The following is a 20110-nucleotide window of genomic DNA, read 5'->3' as shown; positions in this document are numbered from 1 at the left end:
ACGGTAGGTACGCGAAGTGTTCGGTCGCGAGAAGATCGAGTACAAGACGGTCGACCAGGTGCGCACGATGCGCCGGGCGGGACTGGTGGTCGCGGACGCGCTCGCCACGGTCCGCTCGGCGGTTCGTCCTGGCATGACGACCGCTGACCTGGACGCCCTCGCGGCGGCCGTGATCGGCGACGCCGGTGCGACGCCGTCGTTCCTGGGGTACCACGGGTACCCGGCGACGTTGTGCGTGTCGGTGAACGACGAGGTCGTGCACGGCATCCCCGGGACGCGTGAGCTGCTCCCGGGTGACGTCGTGTCGGTCGACTGCGGCGCGATCGTCGACGGGTGGCACGGGGACTCCGCGTTCTCGTTCGTCCTGCCCGAGGCGGACCCGGCAGACGTCGCGCTCGTCGAGGCGACCGAGCGGGCGCTCTGGGCCGGCATCGCCGCCCTGGCGACCGGGGAGCGCCTGGGCGACGTCGGCAACGCGGTCGAGGACTCGATCGAGGCGTCGGCGGCTGCCGACGGCGTCCCGTACGGGATCATCGAGGAGTACGTGGGGCACGGCATCGGCACGTCGATGCACCAGCCGCCGGACGTCCTGAACTACCGCACGCGGGAGCGTGGGCCACGGCTCAAGCCGGGCATGTGCCTGGCGATCGAGCCCATGGTGACCCGTGGTGAGCGCTTCACGCAGGTGCTCGAGGACGACTGGACGGTCGTGACCGACGACGGGGCGCGTGCGGCCCACTGGGAGCACAGCGTCGCGATCCTCGAGGACGGCATCTGGGTCCTGACGGCCCCTGACGGGGGCGCGGCCCGGCTCGCCGAGCTCGGCGTCACGGTCGCCCCGCTCGACTCCTGAGGTTCGCTCCCGTGACCGGCCCGTTCCCGACCCCACCAGGCCGGGAGCGGGCCGCTGGCGCGTCCGGGGCGGGTCGTCTGTCCGCGCCGGCGGGTCGCGTGGTCGGGGGCACAGTGCCCGCGGTTCCATCTCGTGATTCGATGCCGTAGGATAGTCCGCTGGGTGTAGTCCGCGTTCCCTGTTCGAGTTCAACCGACCGGGCAGCAGGGCGGAATGCACACGACGTCCACTCACCGGTCCTCGTAGAGCACGGGTGCGTGGGAAGCAGTTCGGACGAGAGTTAGCGGAGGATATGGCAAAGAAGGACGGTGTCATCGAGATCGAGGGCAGCGTGGTCGAGGCCCTGCCGAACGCGATGTTCCGCGTGGAGCTGGCCAACGGGCACAAGGTTCTGGCTCACATCTCGGGCAAGATGCGACAGCACTACATCCGGATCCTCCCCGAGGACCGAGTGGTGGTGGAGCTGAGCCCGTACGACCTGTCCCGTGGCCGGATCGTCTACCGCTACAAGTAGTCGTCAAGAATCCACCACTCGAAACAACTGCTGCCGCAGGCTTGGGTTCGCCCGCGCGTGCGTGCGGCGGCGGAGGAACAGACTGATGAAGGTCAAGCCCAGCGTCAAGAAGATCTGCGACAAGTGCAAGGTGATCCGCCGGCACGGTCGCGTCATGGTGATCTGCGAGAACCTGCGCCACAAGCAGCGCCAGGGCTGAGTCCCCGGCGCTTCGGCGCACGGTGATCCAGGTCCGCGAGAGCGGACCGATCGCCGGCACCCTCGGGTGCCAACCAGCGCACCACCACGAACCTCACGGTCGGGCCGCACAGGCCCACTGAGGGGAACCCCCGGCTCGGAGGCCGGGGCCCGCAGCTCCGCGGGAAGATGGTGCGGTAGACCTCCGAACGAAGTAACAGGAGCCGGAAGGCACATGGCACGTCTTGTCGGCGTCGACCTCCCCCGCGAGAAGCGGCTCGAGATCGCGCTCACCTACATCTACGGCGTCGGCCGTACCCGCGCCCAGCAGACGCTGGCCGCCACCGGGATCTCCCCGGACGTTCGCGTGAAGGACCTCGGTGACACCGAGCTCGTCGCGCTGCGTGACTACCTCGAGGGCAACTACAAGCTCGAGGGTGACCTCCGCCGTGAGGTGGCTGCTGACATTCGCCGCAAGGTCGAGATCGGCTGCTACGAGGGCCTGCGTCACCGCCGTGGCCTGCCCGTCCGCGGGCAGCGCACCAAGACCAACGCGCGTACCCGCAAGGGACCCAAGCGCACCGTGGCCGGCAAGAAGAAGGCCCGCTAAGCAGTAGTCCGTGGAACGCGTGCAGCGCGCCTGAGCCTCGAGCTCACCCGCGCGGCGCACGCCGACCCGGTCCGAACACCTCAGACCAGGAGAAGATCCAGAAATGCCTCCCAAGACTCGCGCCACCGCGGCCCGCAAGCCGCGCCGCAAGGACAAGAAGAACGTCCCCCACGGCCAGGCGCACATCAAGAGCACGTTCAACAACACGATCGTGTCGATCACCGACCCGACCGGTGCCGTCATCGCCTGGGCCTCGGCCGGGCACGTCGGCTTCAAGGGCTCCCGCAAGTCGACGCCGTTCGCTGCGCAGCTCGCTGCTGAGTCCGCGGCCCGCCGCGCCCAGGAGCACGGCGTCAAGAAGGTCGACGTCTTCGTCAAGGGCCCCGGCTCCGGCCGTGAGACCGCGATCCGCTCGCTCACCGCGACGGGCCTCGAGGTCGGCTCGATCCAGGACGTGACGCCCCAGGCTCACAACGGCTGCCGCCCCCCGAAGCGTCGCCGCGTCTGATCCTCTGCTCCGCTCGTCGTCGCGCTGCCCCCGGCTCTGCCGGCCGGCGCGGCGGCGGGCGCAGCACCCTGGGCGGGTGGACAGAGTCCCGCCCAGGAGCACGCGTTGCCCGTGATGCGTCATATAGCGGACGCACACCGAAAGGAACACACCAGTGCTGATCGCACAGCGCCCCACCCTGACCGAAGAGGTCATCTCGGAGAACCGTTCGCGCTTCTCCATCGAGCCGCTCGAGCCTGGCTTCGGCTACACCCTCGGCAACTCGCTTCGTCGCACCCTGCTCTCGTCCATCCCGGGCGCTGCAGTGACCTCGATCCGCATCGACGGTGTCCTCCACGAGTTCACCACCGTTGCCGGTGTCAAGGAAGACGTCACCGAGATCATCCTCAACATCAAGAACCTCGTGGTCTCCTCGGAGAACGACGAGCCGGTCGTGATGTACCTGCGCAAGCAGGGTGCTGGCGCGGTCACCGCCGCGGACATCGTGCCGCCGGCGGGCGTGGAGGTCCACAACCCGGACCTGCACATCGCCACCCTCAACGACAAGGGCAAGCTCGAGATCGAGCTCACGGTCGAGCGTGGACGTGGCTACGTCTCCGCCAACCAGAACAAGTCCTTCGACGCCGAGATCGGCCGTGTTCCCGTCGACTCGATCTACTCGCCGGTCCTCAAGGTCACATACAAGGTCGAGGCGACCCGTGTCGAGCAGCGCACCGACTTCGACAAGCTGATCGTCGACGTCGAGACGAAGCAGGCGATCTCCCCGCGCGACGCGCTGGCCTCGGCCGGCAAGACGCTCGTCGAGCTCTTCGGCCTCGCCCGTGAGCTGAACGTCGAGGCCGAGGGCATCGAGATCGGCCCGTCCCCGACGGACGCCGCGCTCGCTGCGGACCTCGCGCTCCCGATCGAGGAGCTCAACCTCACGATCCGCTCGTACAACTGCCTCAAGCGCGAGGGCATCCACCAGGTCGGCGAGCTCGTCGCTCGCAGCGAGGCAGACCTGCTGGACATCCGGAACTTCGGTGCGAAGTCCATCAACGAGGTCAAGGAGAAGCTCGCCGAGCTCGGCCTGAACCTCAAGGACTCGCCGCTGGACTTCGACCCCTCGACGGCGGACTACTACGAGGCCGACGAGGACGAGGCGACGTTCTCCGACGGGCAGCAGCAGTTCTGACCTTCCGTGCGAGCGGCCCGGCCGCACGCGCGATCCACTTCTAAGGAGCAAGATCAATGCCTACCCCCACCAAGGGTCCGCGGCTCGGCGGTGGCCCGGCTCACGAGCGTCTCATCCTCGCGAACCTGTCCACGCAGCTCTTCGAGCACGGCCGCATCACGACCACCGAGACCAAGGCCAAGCGCCTGCGCCCGGTGGCCGAGCGCCTCATCACGTTCGCGAAGCGCGGTGACCTGGCGGCTCGTCGTCGCGTCATGACCGTGGTCCGCGACAAGTCCGTCGTGCACACGCTGTTCACCGAGATCGCCCCGCAGATGGCGGAGCGCAACGGTGGCTACACGCGCATCACGAAGGTCGGCAACCGCAAGGGCGACAACGCCCCCATGGCCGTCATCGAGCTCGTGACCGAGCCCGTGAGCCCCAAGCAGGCCGTCGTCCGCGAGGCCGAGAAGGCTGCGAAGAAGGCCAGCAAGCCCAAGGCCGCCAAGGTCGAGGACGCTCCTGTCGAGGACGCCCCGATCGAGGACGCGCCCGTCGTCGAGGACGCTCCCGTCGTGGAGGACGCCCCCGTCGAGGACGCCAAGGACTCGAAGGAGAAGTGACCCCCACCCGGCTCTGCCGGACGGGCATCTCCTGAAGGGCCCGGCACCATCTGGTGCCGGGCCCTTCGCCGTACCCGACGGCGTCGCGTCCGTACCCGACGGCGTCGCGTCCGTGGCCGTGCGGGCTGCCGCGCGCTGTGCGTCGGTCGGGAGCCGCGTCGCCGGGGGAGCCGCGGCCGCCACGGAGCGGTCGCCGCGCGGCCGGGTGGCCACGGCCGGGGTGGACCGTCCGCGGTGCCGTAACGCGCTGGCTGGCCGAGGGAGCCACGGGCGGGCGCTCGGCGCGGCCCGTGCCGCGGCACGGGCGTCCCGCCCCTAGATTGGTCGGTATGGGTCTGCCGGTGCTCTTCGTCCACGGTTCGCGCACGTCCCGCACGATGTGGCGGGCGCAGCTCGAGGCCATGGACCGTGCCGGCCTCGCCGCGGCCGCCGTGGACCTGCCGGGGCACGGTGCACGGACGGGCGAGGCGTTCACGCTCGACGGCGCGGTGGCGACCGTCGCCGGGGCTGTGGACGACCTGGGAGGTCGGGCGCTCGTCGTCGGGCTCTCGCTGGGCGGGTACGTGGGGATCGAGCACCGCGCACGCTTCCCCGAGCAGGTCGCGGGTCTCGTCGCGGCGAGCTGCTGCACGGTCCCGGCCTCCCGGCTGCGCGGGGCGTGGCGGGTCGCTGCTGACCGCATCGAGAAGCTGCCGGACAACGGCGCTGCGCTCAACCAGGCCCTGGTCAACAGGACCTTGCCCGGGGCGGGGATCGAGGACATCGGTGCGGGCGGGTTCGCGCTGACGGCCATGACGGCGATCCTGGACGAGGTGGGACGCACGGACCCGTTGGCGGCGCTGTCGACGACCGACTCGCCCGTGTGGTTCCTCAACGGACGCTGGGACCACTTCCGGTTCGGGGAGCGCGCGTACCTCGCCGCCGCGCGCGCGGGTGGGGCGCGTGCGGAGCTCGTCGTGGTCCCGGGTGCCAAGCACCTCGTGAGTCTCGATCGACCGGTCGCGTTCAACCGGGCGGTCCTCGGGGCGCACACGTTCCTCGCGGAGGCCGGGGAGGACTGGTGACAGGTCAGGCGAGCGGCAGGTCCCACGCCCTCGCGCCGCCCACGAGCGCGGCCGAGTTGGGGACGATCACGACGTCGTCGCCCAGGCGTTCGAGCGCGGACGGAGTGATCTGGCGCGAGTTGCCTCCGCCCAGGTAGAGGCGGTCCCACCAGAAGACGGGGCGCAGGCCGTCGACGAGCGCCACGACGCGTCGTGACCACAGCCCGTTCCCGAGCCGACGGCGCTCGACCTCGCCGATGTACTCGTCGTACGTGGTCGCGCGTCGCACGGGGGCGTGCGACCACTCGAGGTGGGGGGCGAGCCGTCCGCCGTGGAACAGTGCCGAGCCCAGGCCTGTCCCGAGGGTGAGCACGAGCTCGAGACCCGACGCGGCGATGACTCCGGCGCCGTGGACCTCGGCGTCGTTCAGCACGAGCGCGGGCATCCCGAGCCGCTCGCTCACGGCCGCCTGGACGTCGAAGCTGGCCCACTGCTCGGCCAGGGCCGGGTCGACCCGGCTGCGCGGCCCCGAGCGCGTGATGTAGTGCGGGGTGTGCACGACGACGCCGCGCCGGATCATGCCCGGCATGCCGACCGTGACCCGGACCGCGGGGGGCAGGCGGTCGGCGATCTGCGCGATGACGTCGACCAGGAGCGAGGGGGGCAGCGGGTAGGGCGTCGGTACCCGCACCGCGGTCGCGTGCGCGGTCCCGGCGGCGTCGAGCACGTTGGCCTTGATGCCACCCCCGCCGCAGTCCACCGCGAGGGTGCGGAGCTCGGGGGAGTCGGGGCCGGTGGAGCGTTCGGGCATGTCTGCACACTAACGGGCGCTAGCGTAGGTGCACGTGACGAACGATCTGCCTGTCCGCGTCCGCCTGGACCTCGCCTACCAGGGCACGGCCTTCGCCGGGTGGGCCCGCCAGCCGGGCCTGCGGACGGTCGAGGGCGCCCTCGAGGACGGTCTGGGACAGATCCTGCGGGGCGAACCTCCACGCCTGACGGTCGCGGGCCGGACCGACGCGGGAGTCCACGCACGCGGCCAGGTGGCGCACGTCGACCTGCCCCGGGCCGCGTGGGACGCGATGCCGGGACGCTCGGACCGGTCCCCGGGAGAGGCGCTCGTCGCGCGTCTCGGGGGAGTCCTGCCCGGCGACGTCGTGGTCCACCGCGCGTCCCGCTCCCCGGCCGGGTTCGACGCGCGCTTCTCGGCGCTGTACCGCAGCTACACGTTCCGCATCGTCGACGACCCGGCCCTGCGTGACCCCCTGCGCCGCGAGTGGGTCCTGTGGAACCGTAAGCCGCTCGACGCGGACGCGATGCACGAGGCGCTCCAGCCGCTGCTCGGCGTCCGGGACTTCGCGGCGTTCTGCAAGCCGCGGCCGGGGGCGACCACGATCCGCGAGCTCCAGCACCTGTCCTGGGAGCGCGCGGCCGACGGACCCGACGAGGGGCTCGTCGTCGCGCACGTCCGCGCGGACGCCTTCTGCCACAACATGGTCCGTGCGCTGGTCGGGGCGTCGGTCGCCGTGGGGGAGGGGCGTCGTCCCGTCTCGTGGCCGGCCGAGGTCCTGGCGGCGAGGCGCCGGGACGCGGGGGCCGGCGTCGTCCCGCCGCACGGCCTGGTCCTCGAGGACGTCACGTACCCGCCCGACGACGAGCTCGCGGCCCGGGCCGAGCGCGTCCGCGCCGTCCGCATGGACGAGGACGTGTGGGACGCCGCGACCGGGGGCGCGCCGGAGGTCCCCCGGTCGTAGCGCCTACGGCTCCTCGACGATGTGGATCGCGGCCTCTTCGGCGCTCGCCGCCGCACCGTCGATCCCGGCGTCGTCGGCGTAGGTGTCGTTGACGCGGCCGTCGAGCGCGTCGGGGTCCGCGACGAGGCGCCCCGAGCGTGTCGTGTCGGGCCGGTCGAGCGGGTCGGTCTCCCAGTCCTCGGGCTCCTCGTCGGCGAGGCGCTGGTCGAGCGACTCGCCGTCCTCCTCGAGCCGTTCGGGGTGCGCGTACGTCAGGGGCGCGCGCTCGGGCGGCGCGTACCCCTCGTCGAGCACGTCGTCGACGCCGCGGTCGACCAGGGTGTCGTCGCGCTGGAGCTGGTCGGAGTCGCCCTCGGTGCCGAGGGCGGGGTCTGTCCGGGTGGCTGGTGTGTCGTCGCTCATCCCTCCACACTGTCACCGCGGGGGCGTTCTCGCAGCCCGCGCGTACCGCCCGTGCCTGGGGAGCCCCGCGCTTCCCGACGGCGGAGCGCACCCCGGTCGGTGGGGCGTGCTCGGGTGCGTCCTGGGTCGGGCGGGGTCGGGCGAGAGGGACCGGCGGGGCGGCGCCCCCGCGCCCTCGGGTGGTCGAGGGCGCGGGCGTCGGCGAAAGGAATCGTCAAGCAGGCCCTCGGGCAGGGAGGATGTGCCCGTGGGTCACATCGACATCAGCGACATCAGCTACTTCCTGCCCGACGGGCGTCCCCTCCTCGCCGGGGCGACCCTGCGCGTCGCGGACGGGGCCAAGGTCGCGCTCGTCGGGCCCAACGGCGCCGGCAAGACGACGCTCCTGCGCATCGTCGCGGGTGACCTCTCCCCGCACGGAGGCACGGTGGGACGCAGCGGCGGCCTCGGCGTGATGCGCCAGTTCGTGGGCCGCATCGACGACGAGCGCACGGTCCGTGACCTGCTCGTCGACCTCGCGCAGCCCTCGATCCGCGATGCCGCGCGCGAGCTCGCGGCGGCCGAGCTGGACATCATGACGGTCGACGACACCCCCTCCCAGATGCGCTACGCGCAGGCGCTGGCCGACTGGGCCGACGCGCGCGGGTACGAGGCCGAGGCCGAGTGGGACAAGGTCACCGACGAGGTCCTGTCGATCCCGTTCGAGCAGGCGCAGTTCCGCGAGGTCCGCACGCTCTCGGGCGGTGAGCAGAAGCGCCTGGTCCTCACGGCCCTGTTCCGGGGCCCCGAGGAGGTGCTCCTGCTCGACGAGCCCGACAACTACCTCGACGTGCCGACCAAGCGGTGGCTCGAGGAGAAGCTCGCGGCCTCGCCCAAGACCGTGCTGTTCATCAGCCACGACCGCGAGCTCCTGGCCCGCACCGCGACCCAGGTCGCGACGGTCGAGCCCACAGCCGCGGGCGGGACGATCTGGGTGCACGGCGGCGGGTTCGGCACGTACGCGGAGGCGCGGGCCGACCGTCGCAGCCGGCTCGAGGAGCTCCTGCGCCGCTGGGACGAGGAGCACGCCAAGCTCAAGGACCTCGTCAACACCCTCAAGAACAAGGCGGCCTTCAACGACGGGCTCGCGAGCCGTTACCAGGCCGCCCAGACGCGCCTGCGCAAGTTCGAGGAGGCCGGGCCGCCGCAGGTCCTCGCGCACGAGCAGAACGTCAAGGTCCGCCTCACGGGCGGGCGCACGGCCAAGCGGGCCGTGACGTGCGAGCAGCTCGAGCTCACCGGACTCATGGCGCCCTTCGACCTCGAGGTCTTCTTCGGCGAGCGCGTCGCCATCCTGGGGTCCAACGGCTCGGGCAAGTCGCACTTCATGCGCCTGCTGGCGCGGGGTGGGTCGGACCCGGACGTCGAGCACCGGCCGGTCCTCGACGGTGCCGGGGACGCGTCGGGCTCGGGCGACGGCGCGGTCGTCCCGCCCGTGGCCCACACCGGCCGTGCCGTGCTGGGCTCACGGGTGCGCCCGGGGTGGTTCGCGCAGAACCACGCCCACCCCGAGTTCGAGGGCCGCACCCTCCTCGAGATCCTGCACCGCGGCGACGGCGCCCGTGACGGCATGGGCCGCGAGCCCGCGAGCAAGGCGCTCGACCGCTACGAGCTCGTCGGTCAGGCCGAGCAGCGTTTCGAGACCCTCTCCGGTGGGCAGCAGGCACGTTTCCAGATCCTGCTGCTCGAGCTCGGGGGAGCGACGCTGCTGCTGCTCGACGAGCCCACCGACAACCTCGACCTGCACTCGGCCGAGGCGCTCGAGTCGGGTCTCGCGGCGTTCGAGGGGACGGTCCTCGCGGTCACGCACGACCGGTGGTTCGCCCGCGGCTTCGACCGTTTCGTGGTGTTCGGCTCGGACGGTCGGGTCGTCGAGACCCCCGAGCCGGTCTGGGACGTCGAGCGCGTCAAGCGCCAGCGCTGACCCACGAGGTGCTCGGCACCCGGGGCGGGCAGTCGGCGGTGAGGAAGACCACACGCGCGGCGGCGGGCCGTTAGCACGACCTGCGTGCCGCCGTCGGGCTCCTAAAATGGAGCAATGGCCGTCCCCAAGATCGTCCTCTTCTACGCCTTCACACCGCTCGCCGACCCGCGCGCGGTGCAGCTGTGGCAACGCTCCCTCGGGGAGCAATGGGGGCTGACGGGACGCGTCATCGTCTCCGAGCACGGCATCAACGCGACGCTGGGCGGGACGGTCGAGAACCTCAAGCAGTACGTCAAGACCACCAGGCAGTACCCGGGGTTCGCGGGGATCGACGTCAAGTGGTCGGACGGCACGGGGCGCGACTTCCCGCGACTGTCGGTCAAGGTGCGCCCCGAGCTCGTGAGCTTCGGTGCGCTCGGCGAGCTCGCGGTCGACGAGGACGGCGTGGTCGACGGCGGTGCCCGCCTCGACCCGCAGGCACTGCACGAGCTCGTGGCCGAGCGCGGCGACGACGTCGTGTTCTTCGACGGGCGCAACGCGTTCGAGGCCGCGATCGGCAAGTTCCGTGGTGCGGTCGTCCCCGACGTCGCGACCACGCGGGACTTCGTCGCCGAGCTCGACTCGGGCGCGTACGACGACCTCAAGGGGCGACCCGTCGTGACCTACTGCACGGGCGGCGTGCGCTGCGAGGTCCTGTCCTCGCTCATGCTCTCGCGGGGCTTCGAGGAGGTCTACCAGCTCGACGGCGGGATCGTGCGCTACGGCGAGACGTTCGGCGACCAGGGCCTCTGGGAAGGCTCGCTCTACGTGTTCGACGAGCGCATGCACGTCGAGTTCGGGACCGAGACCGTGCCGCTCGGCGAGTGCGGCGAGTGCGGGGCCGCGACCGCGAAGTACGAGAACTGCGTGGACCCCGGCTGCCAGACGCTGCGCCTGTTCTGCGCCGACTGCGCGGGGGTCGCGCGCACGCTCCAGTGCGACGCATGTGCCGACCTGCGCCCGGGCGCGTATCCTCGTCCTCGGGAAGGCGCGTCGATCGGCCTCTCCCACGACAACCACCGGGCAACCGCCTGAATCGGCGTCTGGCGCTCGTGCGTGCGCCGTCGGACACGCTGCTGACACCGAGGGCCACATCACCCTCGGTGTGACGCACCATGTTTTGACCCTGCACGGGCCGTCCAGGTAGTCTGTTGAGTCGTTGTGCTTCCCCTTCGGTATCTCGTCGCTTGTGCGCCCACTCGCTCCGCGACCTGGACACCCGTCAGCCGAAGGCCGAACGACTTGTCGGACGCAGGCTCCTGCGCCGAAGACATCGAAGACACGAAACGAAGGCTACGACCGTGCGTACGTACACCCCGAAGCCCGGCGACGTCCAGCGTGACTGGTACGTCATCGACGCGACCGACGTCGTCCTGGGCCGTCTCGCCACCCACGTGGCGACCCTGCTCCGTGGCAAGCACAAGGCCACCTTTGCTCCGCACGTCGACGGCGGTGACTTCGTCATCGTCATCAACGCCGGCAAGGTCGCCCTGACCGGCAACAAGCGCGAGCAGAAGCTTGCCTACACCCACTCCGGTTACCCGGGTGGTCTTCGGGCGGTCGCGTACAGCGACCTGCTGGAGAAGCACCCCGAGCGTGCTGTGGAGAAGGCCGTCCGCGGCATGATCCCCAAGACCTCGCTCGGCCGCGCACAGTTCGGCAAGCTCAAGGTCTACGCAGGCTCTGAGCACCCGCACTCCGCGCAGCAGCCGAAGACTTTCGAGATCACCCAGGTCGCGCAGTAGGCTCCGCCTGCTCGTAGACGAGAACTTAGGACGCGAGGACACACCAGTGGCCGAGACCACCGTCGACATCGACGTGCTGGACGAAGAGACTCCCAGCAACTACACCTCTGAGAGCGCAGCCCCCACGGGCCGTGGCCAGAGCATCACCGCCCCCGCGCAGGCCCTGGGCCGTCGCAAGGAGGCCATCGCCCGCGTGCGCCTGGTGCCCGGCACCGGCCAGTGGAAGATCAACGGCCGCACCCTCGAGGGGTACTTCCCCAACAAGGTGCACCAGCAGCTCGTCAACTCCCCGCTGAAGCTGGTCGACGTCGAGGGTCGCTTCGACGTCATCGCCCGCATCAACGGTGGTGGCACGTCCGGCCAGGCCGGCGCGCTGCGCCTCGGCATCGCCCGTGCGCTCAACGAGATCGACGCCGAGCACAACCGTCCGGCACTCAAGAAGGCCGGCTTCCTGACTCGCGACGCACGCGTCGTCGAGCGCAAGAAGGCCGGGCTCAAGAAGGCCCGTAAGGCTCCGCAGTACTCCAAGCGCTGATCCCAGCGCTTGCGCACGACGGCCCCGGTGGACACAGTCCACCGGGGCCGTCGTCTTTTGTCAGGGATGCTGACGAGCGACCGGACCGGTCTGCTCGCAGCGGGGGCGGCGCAGGCCCTTCGGCCTGTACCGTCCCGTTGAGGGAGGAAAACTCATGGGACGACTGTTCGGCACCGACGGGGTGCGAGGGCTGGCGAACAGGGACGTCACGGCCGAGCTCGCGCTCGGCCTGGGCGTGGCTGCTGCGAACGTGCTGGGACGCACCGGACAACCCGACGGGCACCGCCCGCGCGCCGTGATCGGGCGAGACCCTCGTGCCTCGGGCGAGTTCCTGGGTGCCGCGGTGACCGCGGGGCTCGCGAGCGCGGGCGTCAACGTGCTCGACGTCGGTGTCCTGCCGACCCCGGCGGTCGCGTTTCTCACGAGCACCCTCGACGTCGACTTCGGCGTCATGATCTCGGCCTCGCACAACCCGATGGCCGACAACGGCATCAAGTTCCTCGCGCGCGGCGGCATCAAGCTCGAGGACTCGCTCGAGGACGAGATGGAGCGCCAGCTCCACGCCGAGTGGGAGCGACCGCTCGGGGCAGAGGTCGGCCGCGTGCGCCGCGACACCGGGAGCGCGGGGGCCGACTACGTCGAGCACCTCATCTCGAGCATCGGCGCCACGGGGGACGCGCTCCCGCTCTCCGGCCTGCGGATCGCGGTCGACTGCGCGAACGGTGCCGCGAGCGACGTCGGCCCGGCCGCGCTGCGCGCCGCGGGCGCCGACGTCGTCGTGATGAACGCGAGCCCCGACGGGCGCAACATCAACGAGAAGTGCGGGTCCAACCACCCCGAGCAGCTCCAGGCCGTGGTCGTGGCCTCCGAGGCCGACTTCGGTGTCGCGTTCGACGGCGACGCGGACCGCTGCATCGCGGTCGACCACCGTGGCGTGCTCGTGGACGGCGACCAGATCATGGGCGTGCTCGCGCTCGCCGAGAAGGACAAGGGGCGGCTCGCCGACGACACGCTCGTCGTGACCGTCATGAGCAACCTCGGGCTCATCCTCGCCATGCGCGACGCCGGGATCCGGACGGTCCAGACGGGCGTCGGCGACCGGTACGTGCTCGAGGAGATGCGCGCCAAGGGGTACACGCTCGGCGGCGAGCAGTCGGGCCACATCATCCTGTCGCAGTTCGCGACGACGGGCGACGGAGTGCTGACCGCGCTCCAGCTCGCGGCACGCATCCAGGAGTCCGGGGCCAAGCTGGCCGACCTCGCGGGCGCCGTGCCCAAGCTGCCCCAGACGCTGCTCAACGTGCGCGGCGTGGACAAGGCGCGGACCGCGACCGACGAGGTGCTCCAGGAGGCCGTCGCGGCCGCCGAGGAGCGCCTCGGGGAGACCGGGCGCGTCGTCCTGCGCTCCTCGGGCACCGAGCCGCTCGTGCGGGTCATGGTCGAGGCCGCGACCCAGGCCACGGCCGACGCCGTGGCCGAGTCGCTCGCGGGTGTCGTCCGGGACCGGCTGGCCCTGTGACGGCGCAACCTGCCGCTGCCGGGACGGGAGCCGGGTTCGCCGGGCCCGTCGACGAGTCGCTGAGGGACCAGGTCGCCGCGCACCTCGCACGGCACGAGGACGGCGTGCTCCCCATCGTGCAGGCCGGGCACCCCGTCCTGCGTCGTCCGGCCGCGCCCTACACCGGGCAGCTCGGAGACCTCTTCCCCCGGCTCGTCGAGGCGATGCGCACGACCATGCACGCGGCCCCCGGCGTCGGGCTCGCAGCGCCCCAGATCGGGCTCGGGCTCGCCGTCGCCGTGATCCAGGACGCGGGCGTCACCGACCCCGAGGACGCGGACCTGCGGGAGCGGCGTCCCGTGCCGTTCCGGGTGCTCGTCAACCCCTCCTACACGCAGGTGGACGACGAGCAGCGGGCCTTCTTCGAGGGGTGCCTGAGCGTGAGCGGGTGGCAGGCGGTCGTCGCCAGGCACCGGTCCGTGCGCCTCACGGGGCAGGACGAGCACGGTGCGCCCGTCGACGACGTCCTGACCGGATGGCCCGCGCGGATCGTCCAGCACGAGACCGACCACCTGGCGGGCGAGCTGTACCTCGACCACGCCGAGCTGCGGTCGCTCGCCTCGAACGACAGCATGCTGCGGTTCTGGGGCGGCACCCCGGACCCCACCGAGGCGTCCGAGGCGCTGGGCTTCCGGCTGCCCTGAGCGCCCTGAGAGTCCTGCGGTCGCGCCGTTCCGTCGGTCCCGCGGTCCCGCGGGACGGGCAGATCGACCGGATCGACCGGATCGCCGGAACACATCGTCCGGAGGACGTCACGGCATCCCTGCGGGGGACCTCCCTCTGGGTGGATCTCCTTCCGGAGGATGACGTACCGGGCCGCGCGGTCCGGCAGAATCGTCCTCGGAAGGTGGGGGTCGACATCAGGGCAGACTGGGGGGGTTTCCCCGATGGTGTCGGGCCTCCGTATCCGTAGGCTGGTCACAGGCGTCGAACCGACGTCCGTGACCAGCCTGGTCCGCCCCGCCAGCCGACGAACAGAGGACCCGTGATCGAGGCCGTTTCGACCTTCTTGGAGAACCTGGAGATCTGGGTCCTCGCACTCGCGGCGTCCGCATGGATCTACCCCGCCCTGTACGCCTTCGCGACGATCGACGGCTTCTTCCCGCCGATCCCGAGCGAGTCGGTCGTCATCACGCTCGCCGTCGCGGCCAGCGCGTCGGGGAACCCGAACCTCGTGCTCGTCCTGGTCATCGCTGCCGCAGGCGCCTGGACGGGCGACCAGATCGCCTACTCGTTGGGCCGTGGGATCGGGACCGAACGCATCCGCTTCCTGCGCACCGTGCGCGGACGCAAGGCCGTCGCCTGGGCCGACCAGGCGCTCAAGGCGCGCGGCGCAGCCTTCATCCTGGCGGCGCGCTACGTCCCCATCGGCCGTGTCGCGGTCAACATGACCGCGGGCGCCGTGGGCTATCCTCGCCGCCGCTTCATGGCGTACTCGGGCCTGGCGGCCGTCACCTGGGCCCTCTACTCGGTGCTCATCGGTCTCGTCGCAGCGCAGTGGCTCGGGCACCAGCCGCTCCTCGCGATGGTGATCGGCGTCTTCATGGGCGTCCTGTCCGGCGTGGTCGTCGACCGCGTCATGAACAGCATGGCGCGCAGGCGTCGAGCCCGAGAGGCGGCGCGGGAGGCCGGCCACGACACCGCCGGGGCGACCCCGATCCACGGTGAGCCGACAGACTCGACGACCGCGACGTCGTCGGGCGTCGAGGGCGACCAGGGCGCGGTCCGCCGCGCCTCCTGACCTGCGGCCCGCCCGCCCCGATCAGACCTTGCGCAGACGTGCCCGCTGGACCGAGTGGTCCGAGCCCTTCGTGAGCACGAGCGTCGCGCGACCCCGCGTCGGCAGGATGTTCTCCTCGAGGTTCGGCGCGTTGATCGAGTCCCAGATCGACTTGGCCTTCTCGATGGCCTCCTCGTCCGTGAGGGTCGCGTAGCGCTTGAAGTACGACTCGGGGCGCGCGAACGCGGTCCGGCGCAGCGACAGGAACCGGTCCACGTACCACTGCCGGATGTTGCGCGTGCGCGCGTCGACGTAGATCGAGAAGTCGAAGAAGTCGCTCACCGCCACGGCCTGGTCGTCGGACGGGCCCGGTCGGGCAGGCTGGAGGACGTTGAGGCCCTCCACGATCAGGACGTCCGGTCTGCGGACGACGGTCTCGGCCCCCGGGACGATGTCGTAGGTCAGGTGGTCGTAGACCGGGCTGCGGACCTCGGGCACGCCTGCCTTCACCCGGGACAGGAAGCGGATCAGGGCGCGACGGTCGTACGACTCGGGGAACCCCTTGCGCTCCATGAGCCCGCGGCGTGCGAGCTCGGCGTTCGGGTAGAGGAATCCGTCCGTCGTGATGAGCTCGACCCGGGGCGTCTCCGGCCAGCGCGCGAGCATCTCGCGCAGGATGCGCGACGTCGTCGACTTGCCGACCGCGACCGATCCCGCGACCCCGATCACGTACGGCGTGCGGGTCGAGTTCTCGCGCAGGAACGTCGAGGTGGCCTCGTGCAGCCCGCTCGTGGCCGTCACGTACAGGTTGAGCAGCCGCGAGATGGGGCGGTAGATCGCGTCCACCTCCGCCAGGTCGATGGGGTCACCCAGCCCGCGGAGCTTGACGACGTCGGCATCCGTCAGCGGCAGCGGCGTCGACTCGGAGAGCCTGCTCCACGCCGCACGATCCAGGTCGACGTACGGGGACGCCGTCGAGAGATCCGGTAGGCGTCCGGAACCGGACGCGGAGTCCTGGTCGGTCGCGGGAACACCCTCGAGCGGAGTGACGGGCAGGTCGGAGGAAGGAACCACTCGCACGATTCTGCCGGACGTCCGGCCCGATCATGAACACGAAGAGGCTGGACCGCTAACAAAGAACCGCGAGATGTCGCGGCTGCGACGCCCCCTGGGCGTCGGGCTAGACTCCGAGACCATGTGTGGAATCGTGGGTTACGCAGGCCCCCTTGAAGCGTCGGGGCGACCCCTCGACGTCGTCCTCGAAGGACTCGGCAGGCTCGAGTACCGCGGCTACGACTCGGCCGGGGTCGCGCTCGTCGCGCCCGACCAGGCGGGGGTCGCGACGGCCAAGAAGTCCGGAAAGCTCGTCAAGCTCGTCGACGAGCTCCAGGCCCACCCCCTGCCCGCGGCCTCCGCGGCGATCGGGCACACCCGGTGGGCGACGCACGGCGCGCCCAACGACACCAACGCGCACCCGCACGTAGCGGACGACGGCCGCCTCGCCGTGATCCACAACGGGATCGTCGAGAACTTTGCCGTCCTCAAGGAGGAGCTTCTCGCCGACGGCGCGACCTTCCTCTCCGAGACCGACACCGAGGTCGCGGCCCAGCTCCTCGCCCGCGCGTACCGACGCACCGGGGACCTGACCGAGGCGATGGCCTACGTCGCGCGCCAGCTCGAAGGCACGTTCACCCTGCTCGCCGTCCACGCGGACGCCCCGACCACCGTCGTCGGCGCCCGGCACGACTCCCCGCTCGTCGTCGGGCTCGGGGACGGCGAGAACTTCCTCGGCTCCGACGTCGCCGCGTTCATCGCGTCGACCAAGGACGCGCTCGAGCTCGGCCAGGACCAGATCGTGACCATCACCCCGGACAGCGTCGAGGTCGTCGACTTCCACGGCAAGCCCGCCGAGGCCACCCGCTTCACGGTCGACTGGGACGCCGCCGCAGCCGAGAAGGGTGGCTTCTCGTCCTTCATGGACAAGGAGATCCACGACCAGCCGCACGCGGTCGCCGACACCCTGCTCGGACGCACCGACGCCGACGGGCGGCTCGTCCTCGACGACCTGCGCATCGACGAGGCGGTGCTGCGCACCGTCGACAAGATCATCGTCGTGGCCTGCGGCACGGCCGCCTACTCGGGGCACGTCGCCAAGTACGCGATCGAGCACTGGTGCCGCATCCCCGTCGAGGTCGAGCTCGCGCACGAGTTCCGCTACCGCGACCCGATCGTCGACGAGAAGACGCTCGTCGTCGCCGTCACGCAGTCGGGCGAGACCATGGACACCCTCATGGCCGTGCGCCACGCGCGCGAGCAGGGCGCCAAGGTCATCTCGATCGTCAACACGCACGGGTCGACCATCCCGCGCGAGTCCGACGCCGTCCTGTACACGCACGCAGGACCCGAGATCGCCGTCGCCTCGACCAAGGCGTTCCTCTCGCAGATCACCGCCGCCTACCTCCTGGGCCTCTACCTCGCCCAGCTGCGCGGGAACAAGTTCCCCGACGAGATCCGCGAGATCCTCGACGACCTGCGCGAGATGCCGCGCAAGATCCAGACGGTCATCGAGCGGGGCGAGTACGTCAGCGCCGTGGCCCGCTCCATGAAGGACGCGACGTCGGTGCTCTTCCTGGGGCGCCACGTCGGGTTCCCCGTCGCGCTCGAGGGAGCGCTCAAGCTCAAGGAGCTCGCCTACATCCACGCCGAGGGCTTCGCCGCGGGCGAGCTCAAGCACGGGCCCATCGCGCTCATCGACGAGGGGCAGCCGGTCTTCGTCGTCGTGCCGTCCCCGCGCGGTCGCGACTCGCTGCACTCGAAGGTCGTCTCCAACATCCAGGAGATCCGCGCCCGCGGCGCACGCACCCTCGTGATCGCCGAGGACGGCGACGACGCGGTGCTGCCCTACGCCGACGAGATCTTCTGGATCCCGCAGTCGCCGACCCTCATGTCGCCGCTGCTCGCGGTCGTCCCGCTGCAGATCTTCGCCATGGCTCTCGCCACGGCCAAGGGGCTCGACGTCGACCAGCCGCGCAACCTCGCGAAGTCGGTCACGGTCGAGTAGCCGACCACCCCGCACATCCCGGAAGCCCGCCGTCCCCTCGGACGGTGGGCTTCCGTCGTCGGGGGCCGGGGGCCGGGGGCCGGGGGCCGGGGGCCGTCGTCGGGGCCGGGGCCCGGGGCCGTGGACTGCGAGCAGCCGGCGAGCGCCCCGTGCCGGCCGTGGACCGGCGCGGGCCGGGCCGCGTGCCGGGCCACGCCGCGGCCCGAACCCCAGGGCGCATAGGGTGAGCGCATGATCATCGGGGTGGGTATCGACGTGGTCGACGTCGCGCGGTTCATGGACACGCTCGAGCGGACGCCGCGTCTGCGCGAGAAGCTCTTCACCCCGGCCGAGCGGGACCTGCCGGCCTCGTCCCTCGCGGCCCGGTTCGCAGCCAAGGAGGCGATCGCGAAGGCGCTCGGTGCGCCTGGCGGCATGCGCTGGCAGGACGCGACGGTCCACCGGGTCGTCGGGGGAGCGCCCCAGGTCGAGATCACCGGGACGGTCCAGGCGCGGGCGACCGAGCTGGGGATCGCGACGTTCCACCTGTCGATCTCGCACGACGCCGGGATCGCGTCGGCCATGGTGGTCGCGGAGGGCTGAGGGCCGTGAGCGGCCGTCGAGCACGAGGTTGCGGTCGTTCTCGACCTCAGAACGACCGCAACCTCGTGCTCGGCACCGGCACCGGCACCGGCTCCGGGACCGGCTCCCCGGACCGCCGAGCGGTCAGCCCTGCAGGGCCGGGATGACCTCGCGCTCGAACAGCTCGAGCCCGCTGCGGTCGTACGCGGCCTCCGCGAAGTACGTGATCGCGTACGTCATGCCCGCGCCCTCGAGCTTCTGGAGGTTCTCGACGATCTGCTCGGGGGTTCCCACGAGCGGTCCCGAGCGGAAGTCGGCCACGGTCTCCTCGGCCTTCGCCGGGACGGTCTTGGCGTAGTGCTCGCCGATCCAGCGCAGGCGGTCCTCGACGTCGGCCTCGGTCGCCCCGATGACCACGTTGTAGTTGGACGAGCGCGTGATCTCCTCGAACGGGCGCCCGATCGCCTCGCAGTGCCCGCGCAGCACCTCCGACTTGTGCGTGAAGCCCTCGAGCCGGCCGTCGAAGTTCGTGTACTGCGCGTGCTGGGCCGCGATGCGCAGCGTCTTCTTCTCGCCGCCGCCCGCGATCCACAGCGGGATGCTGGGAGCACCGGCGCCGTCGGGCCCGACCCCGTCGAGGACCTGGAGCGGCTGCGGGTGGCACAGCGCGCCGTCGACCTGGAAGTACGTGCCGTCGAGCGTCGCCGAGCCCGTGCGCCACATCTGCTCCATGACCTGCACGCCCTCGTCGAGCGCGCCCAGGCGCGCACCGGCACCCGGGAAGCCGTAGCCGTAGGCGCGCCACTCGTGCTCGTACCAGCCGGCGCCGATGCCCATCTCGGTGCGGCCGCCGCTCACGATGTCGACCGTCGCGGCGACCTTCGCGAGGTAGGCGGGGTTGCGGTACGCGATGCACGTGCACATCTGGCCCAGGCGCACGCGCTCGGTCGAGGCGGCGAACGCGGCCATGAGCGTCCACGCCTCGTGCGTGGCCTCGCCCGTGGGCTCGGGCACGGTGTGGAAGTGGTCGTAGACCCACGCCGACTCCCACGCGTGGCGCGCGCCCGGGAGGCGCTCGCCGGCCAGCGCGGTGTCCGCGTGGCGCGCGAGGGACCGCATGGTCTCCCACTGCTCGGAAGGGTCGATGCCGACGAGGTCCTGACGCCAGCCTTGCGGGATGAAGAGTCCGAATCGCATGGTCGCCAATCTAGCCCGGCCCGGCCCGGGGGGTCGGGGACCGTCCGCACGCGTCGACCGGGACTGCGCTCCTGCCCCGGCCTGCGCGCGCGGA

General features: G+C 71.4%; 22 protein-coding genes. 18 read left to right on the top strand and 4 right to left on the bottom strand.

Annotation, left to right across the window (positions count from 1 at the left end):
- Positions 1 to 16 precede the first annotated feature (16 nt).
- The 8 genes from map to JOD49_RS06135 all read left to right on the top strand — a co-directional run bounded on the left by map (position 17) and on the right by JOD49_RS06135 (position 5502).
- Complete coding sequence (gene map / locus JOD49_RS06170) at positions 17 to 853, top strand: type I methionyl aminopeptidase (protein ID WP_205306411.1); 837 nt, start codon at positions 17 to 19, stop codon at positions 851 to 853.
- Positions 854 to 1145: 292 nt separating this feature from the next.
- The gene (infA, locus tag JOD49_RS06165) at positions 1146 to 1367 is read left to right on the top strand and encodes a translation initiation factor IF-1 (protein WP_012867920.1); all 222 of its coding nucleotides are present in this window, start codon (positions 1146 to 1148) and stop codon (positions 1365 to 1367) included.
- An 85-nt stretch (positions 1368 to 1452) separates the two neighbouring features.
- Positions 1453 to 1566: a 50S ribosomal protein L36 gene (gene rpmJ, locus JOD49_RS06160; RefSeq protein WP_009740505.1), complete on the top strand. Its 114-nt coding sequence runs from the start codon at positions 1453 to 1455 to the stop codon at positions 1564 to 1566.
- A gap of 213 nt (positions 1567 to 1779) precedes the next feature.
- Positions 1780 to 2154: a 30S ribosomal protein S13 gene (gene rpsM / locus JOD49_RS06155; protein WP_030151919.1), complete on the top strand. Its 375-nt coding sequence runs from the start codon at positions 1780 to 1782 to the stop codon at positions 2152 to 2154.
- A gap of 103 nt (positions 2155 to 2257) precedes the next feature.
- Complete coding sequence (gene rpsK, locus JOD49_RS06150; protein WP_030151918.1) at positions 2258 to 2662, top strand: 30S ribosomal protein S11; 405 nt, start codon at positions 2258 to 2260, stop codon at positions 2660 to 2662.
- Between the two features lie 154 nt (positions 2663 to 2816).
- The gene (locus JOD49_RS06145; RefSeq protein ID WP_030151917.1) at positions 2817 to 3836 is read left to right on the top strand and encodes a DNA-directed RNA polymerase subunit alpha; all 1020 of its coding nucleotides are present in this window, start codon (positions 2817 to 2819) and stop codon (positions 3834 to 3836) included.
- Between the two features lie 56 nt (positions 3837 to 3892).
- Complete coding sequence (gene rplQ, locus JOD49_RS06140) at positions 3893 to 4438, top strand: 50S ribosomal protein L17 (RefSeq protein ID WP_138825537.1); 546 nt, start codon at positions 3893 to 3895, stop codon at positions 4436 to 4438.
- A gap of 329 nt (positions 4439 to 4767) precedes the next feature.
- Positions 4768 to 5502 (top strand): alpha/beta fold hydrolase, encoded by a 735-nt coding sequence (locus JOD49_RS06135; RefSeq protein WP_205306410.1) that lies wholly within the window; start codon positions 4768 to 4770, stop codon positions 5500 to 5502.
- Positions 5503 to 5506: 4 nt separating this feature from the next.
- On the opposite strand, the gene JOD49_RS06130 is transcribed toward JOD49_RS06135, so the two are convergent.
- Positions 5507 to 6292, bottom strand: a complete 786-nt coding sequence (locus tag JOD49_RS06130) for an ROK family protein (RefSeq protein ID WP_205306409.1) — start codon at positions 6290 to 6292, stop codon at positions 5507 to 5509.
- 34 nt (positions 6293 to 6326) lie between these two features.
- On the opposite strand from JOD49_RS06130, the gene truA reads away from it, so the two are divergent.
- Positions 6327 to 7235, top strand: coding sequence for a tRNA pseudouridine(38-40) synthase TruA (gene truA / locus JOD49_RS06125; RefSeq protein WP_372441236.1), 909 nt, complete (start codon positions 6327 to 6329; stop codon positions 7233 to 7235).
- Positions 7236 to 7238: 3 nt separating this feature from the next.
- On the opposite strand, the gene JOD49_RS06120 is transcribed toward truA, so the two are convergent.
- Complete coding sequence (locus JOD49_RS06120; RefSeq protein ID WP_191791511.1) at positions 7239 to 7637, bottom strand: DUF5709 domain-containing protein; 399 nt, start codon at positions 7635 to 7637, stop codon at positions 7239 to 7241.
- Between the two features lie 247 nt (positions 7638 to 7884).
- Here JOD49_RS06120 and JOD49_RS06115 point away from each other — a divergent pair, with 247 nt between their 5' ends.
- From JOD49_RS06115 to JOD49_RS06085, 7 genes are all read left to right on the top strand, one after another.
- Positions 7885 to 9600 carry an ABC-F family ATP-binding cassette domain-containing protein gene (locus JOD49_RS06115; RefSeq protein WP_205306407.1) on the top strand — a complete coding sequence of 572 codons (1716 nt, stop codon included), beginning with the start codon at positions 7885 to 7887 and terminating at the stop codon, positions 9598 to 9600.
- Positions 9601 to 9714: 114 nt separating this feature from the next.
- Positions 9715 to 10674, top strand: a complete 960-nt coding sequence (gene trhO, locus JOD49_RS06110) for an oxygen-dependent tRNA uridine(34) hydroxylase TrhO (protein WP_205306406.1) — start codon at positions 9715 to 9717, stop codon at positions 10672 to 10674.
- A gap of 266 nt (positions 10675 to 10940) precedes the next feature.
- On the top strand, positions 10941 to 11384 hold the full coding sequence (gene rplM, locus JOD49_RS06105) for a 50S ribosomal protein L13 (protein WP_205306405.1): 444 nt from the start codon (positions 10941 to 10943) through the stop codon (positions 11382 to 11384).
- Positions 11385 to 11430: 46 nt separating this feature from the next.
- Positions 11431 to 11919 (top strand): 30S ribosomal protein S9, encoded by a 489-nt coding sequence (rpsI, locus tag JOD49_RS06100; RefSeq protein WP_138825522.1) that lies wholly within the window; start codon positions 11431 to 11433, stop codon positions 11917 to 11919.
- A gap of 154 nt (positions 11920 to 12073) precedes the next feature.
- The gene (gene glmM / locus JOD49_RS06095) at positions 12074 to 13438 is read left to right on the top strand and encodes a phosphoglucosamine mutase (protein WP_205306404.1); all 1365 of its coding nucleotides are present in this window, start codon (positions 12074 to 12076) and stop codon (positions 13436 to 13438) included.
- On the top strand, positions 13435 to 14121 hold the full coding sequence (locus JOD49_RS06090; protein WP_205306403.1) for a peptide deformylase: 687 nt from the start codon (positions 13435 to 13437) through the stop codon (positions 14119 to 14121). The genes glmM and JOD49_RS06090 overlap by 4 nt, the downstream gene beginning before the upstream one ends.
- Before the next feature lie 341 nt (positions 14122 to 14462).
- A complete protein-coding gene (locus tag JOD49_RS06085; protein ID WP_205306402.1) occupies positions 14463 to 15218 on the top strand; it encodes a DedA family protein in 756 nt (251 codons plus the stop codon).
- Between the two features lie 21 nt (positions 15219 to 15239).
- Here the strand turns inward: JOD49_RS06085 and coaA are convergent, their stop codons facing one another.
- On the bottom strand, positions 15240 to 16271 hold the full coding sequence (coaA, locus tag JOD49_RS06080) for a type I pantothenate kinase (RefSeq protein ID WP_307822417.1): 1032 nt from the start codon (positions 16269 to 16271) through the stop codon (positions 15240 to 15242).
- 121 nt (positions 16272 to 16392) lie between these two features.
- Here coaA and glmS point away from each other — a divergent pair, with 121 nt between their 5' ends.
- Together glmS and JOD49_RS06070 are read left to right on the top strand one after the other, a co-directional pair.
- The gene (gene glmS / locus JOD49_RS06075; protein ID WP_205306401.1) at positions 16393 to 18258 is read left to right on the top strand and encodes a glutamine--fructose-6-phosphate transaminase (isomerizing); all 1866 of its coding nucleotides are present in this window, start codon (positions 16393 to 16395) and stop codon (positions 18256 to 18258) included.
- A 231-nt stretch (positions 18259 to 18489) separates the two neighbouring features.
- The gene (locus tag JOD49_RS06070) at positions 18490 to 18840 is read left to right on the top strand and encodes a holo-ACP synthase (protein WP_138825510.1); all 351 of its coding nucleotides are present in this window, start codon (positions 18490 to 18492) and stop codon (positions 18838 to 18840) included.
- A gap of 123 nt (positions 18841 to 18963) precedes the next feature.
- Here the strand turns inward: JOD49_RS06070 and JOD49_RS06065 are convergent, their stop codons facing one another.
- Positions 18964 to 20016: a TIGR03560 family F420-dependent LLM class oxidoreductase gene (locus JOD49_RS06065; protein WP_205306400.1), complete on the bottom strand. Its 1053-nt coding sequence runs from the start codon at positions 20014 to 20016 to the stop codon at positions 18964 to 18966.
- Positions 20017 to 20110: the final 94 nt, after the last annotated feature.

This window comes from Oerskovia jenensis (genome assembly GCF_016907235.1).
Taxonomy (GTDB): Bacteria; Actinomycetota; Actinomycetes; order Actinomycetales; family Cellulomonadaceae; genus Oerskovia; species Oerskovia jenensis.
Note: the sequence above shows the minus strand (reverse complement) of the source record. Positions and strands in the feature narration are given on the sequence as shown.

What these genes read in the sequence shown, in the direction of transcription:
- infA (WP_012867920.1), top strand. Translation starts at nt 1,146, where the DNA reads ATGGCAAAGAAGGACGGTGTCATCGAGATCGAGGGCAGCGTGGTCGAG.
- rpmJ (WP_009740505.1), top strand. Translation starts at nt 1,453, where the DNA reads ATGAAGGTCAAGCCCAGCGTCAAGAAGATCTGCGACAAGTGCAAGGTG.
- rpsM (WP_030151919.1), top strand. Translation starts at nt 1,780, where the DNA reads ATGGCACGTCTTGTCGGCGTCGACCTCCCCCGCGAGAAGCGGCTCGAG.
- rpsK (WP_030151918.1), top strand. Translation starts at nt 2,258, where the DNA reads ATGCCTCCCAAGACTCGCGCCACCGCGGCCCGCAAGCCGCGCCGCAAG.
- rplQ (WP_138825537.1), top strand. Translation starts at nt 3,893, where the DNA reads ATGCCTACCCCCACCAAGGGTCCGCGGCTCGGCGGTGGCCCGGCTCAC.
- JOD49_RS06135 (WP_205306410.1), top strand. Translation starts at nt 4,768, where the DNA reads ATGGGTCTGCCGGTGCTCTTCGTCCACGGTTCGCGCACGTCCCGCACG.
- JOD49_RS06130 (WP_205306409.1), bottom strand. Translation starts at nt 6,292, where the DNA reads ATGCCCGAACGCTCCACCGGCCCCGACTCCCCCGAGCTCCGCACCCTC.
- JOD49_RS06120 (WP_191791511.1), bottom strand. Translation starts at nt 7,637, where the DNA reads ATGAGCGACGACACACCAGCCACCCGGACAGACCCCGCCCTCGGCACC.
- trhO (WP_205306406.1), top strand. Translation starts at nt 9,715, where the DNA reads ATGGCCGTCCCCAAGATCGTCCTCTTCTACGCCTTCACACCGCTCGCC.
- glmM (WP_205306404.1), top strand. Translation starts at nt 12,074, where the DNA reads ATGGGACGACTGTTCGGCACCGACGGGGTGCGAGGGCTGGCGAACAGG.
- glmS (WP_205306401.1), top strand. Translation starts at nt 16,393, where the DNA reads ATGTGTGGAATCGTGGGTTACGCAGGCCCCCTTGAAGCGTCGGGGCGA.
- JOD49_RS06070 (WP_138825510.1), top strand. Translation starts at nt 18,490, where the DNA reads ATGATCATCGGGGTGGGTATCGACGTGGTCGACGTCGCGCGGTTCATG.
- JOD49_RS06065 (WP_205306400.1), bottom strand. Translation starts at nt 20,016, where the DNA reads ATGCGATTCGGACTCTTCATCCCGCAAGGCTGGCGTCAGGACCTCGTC.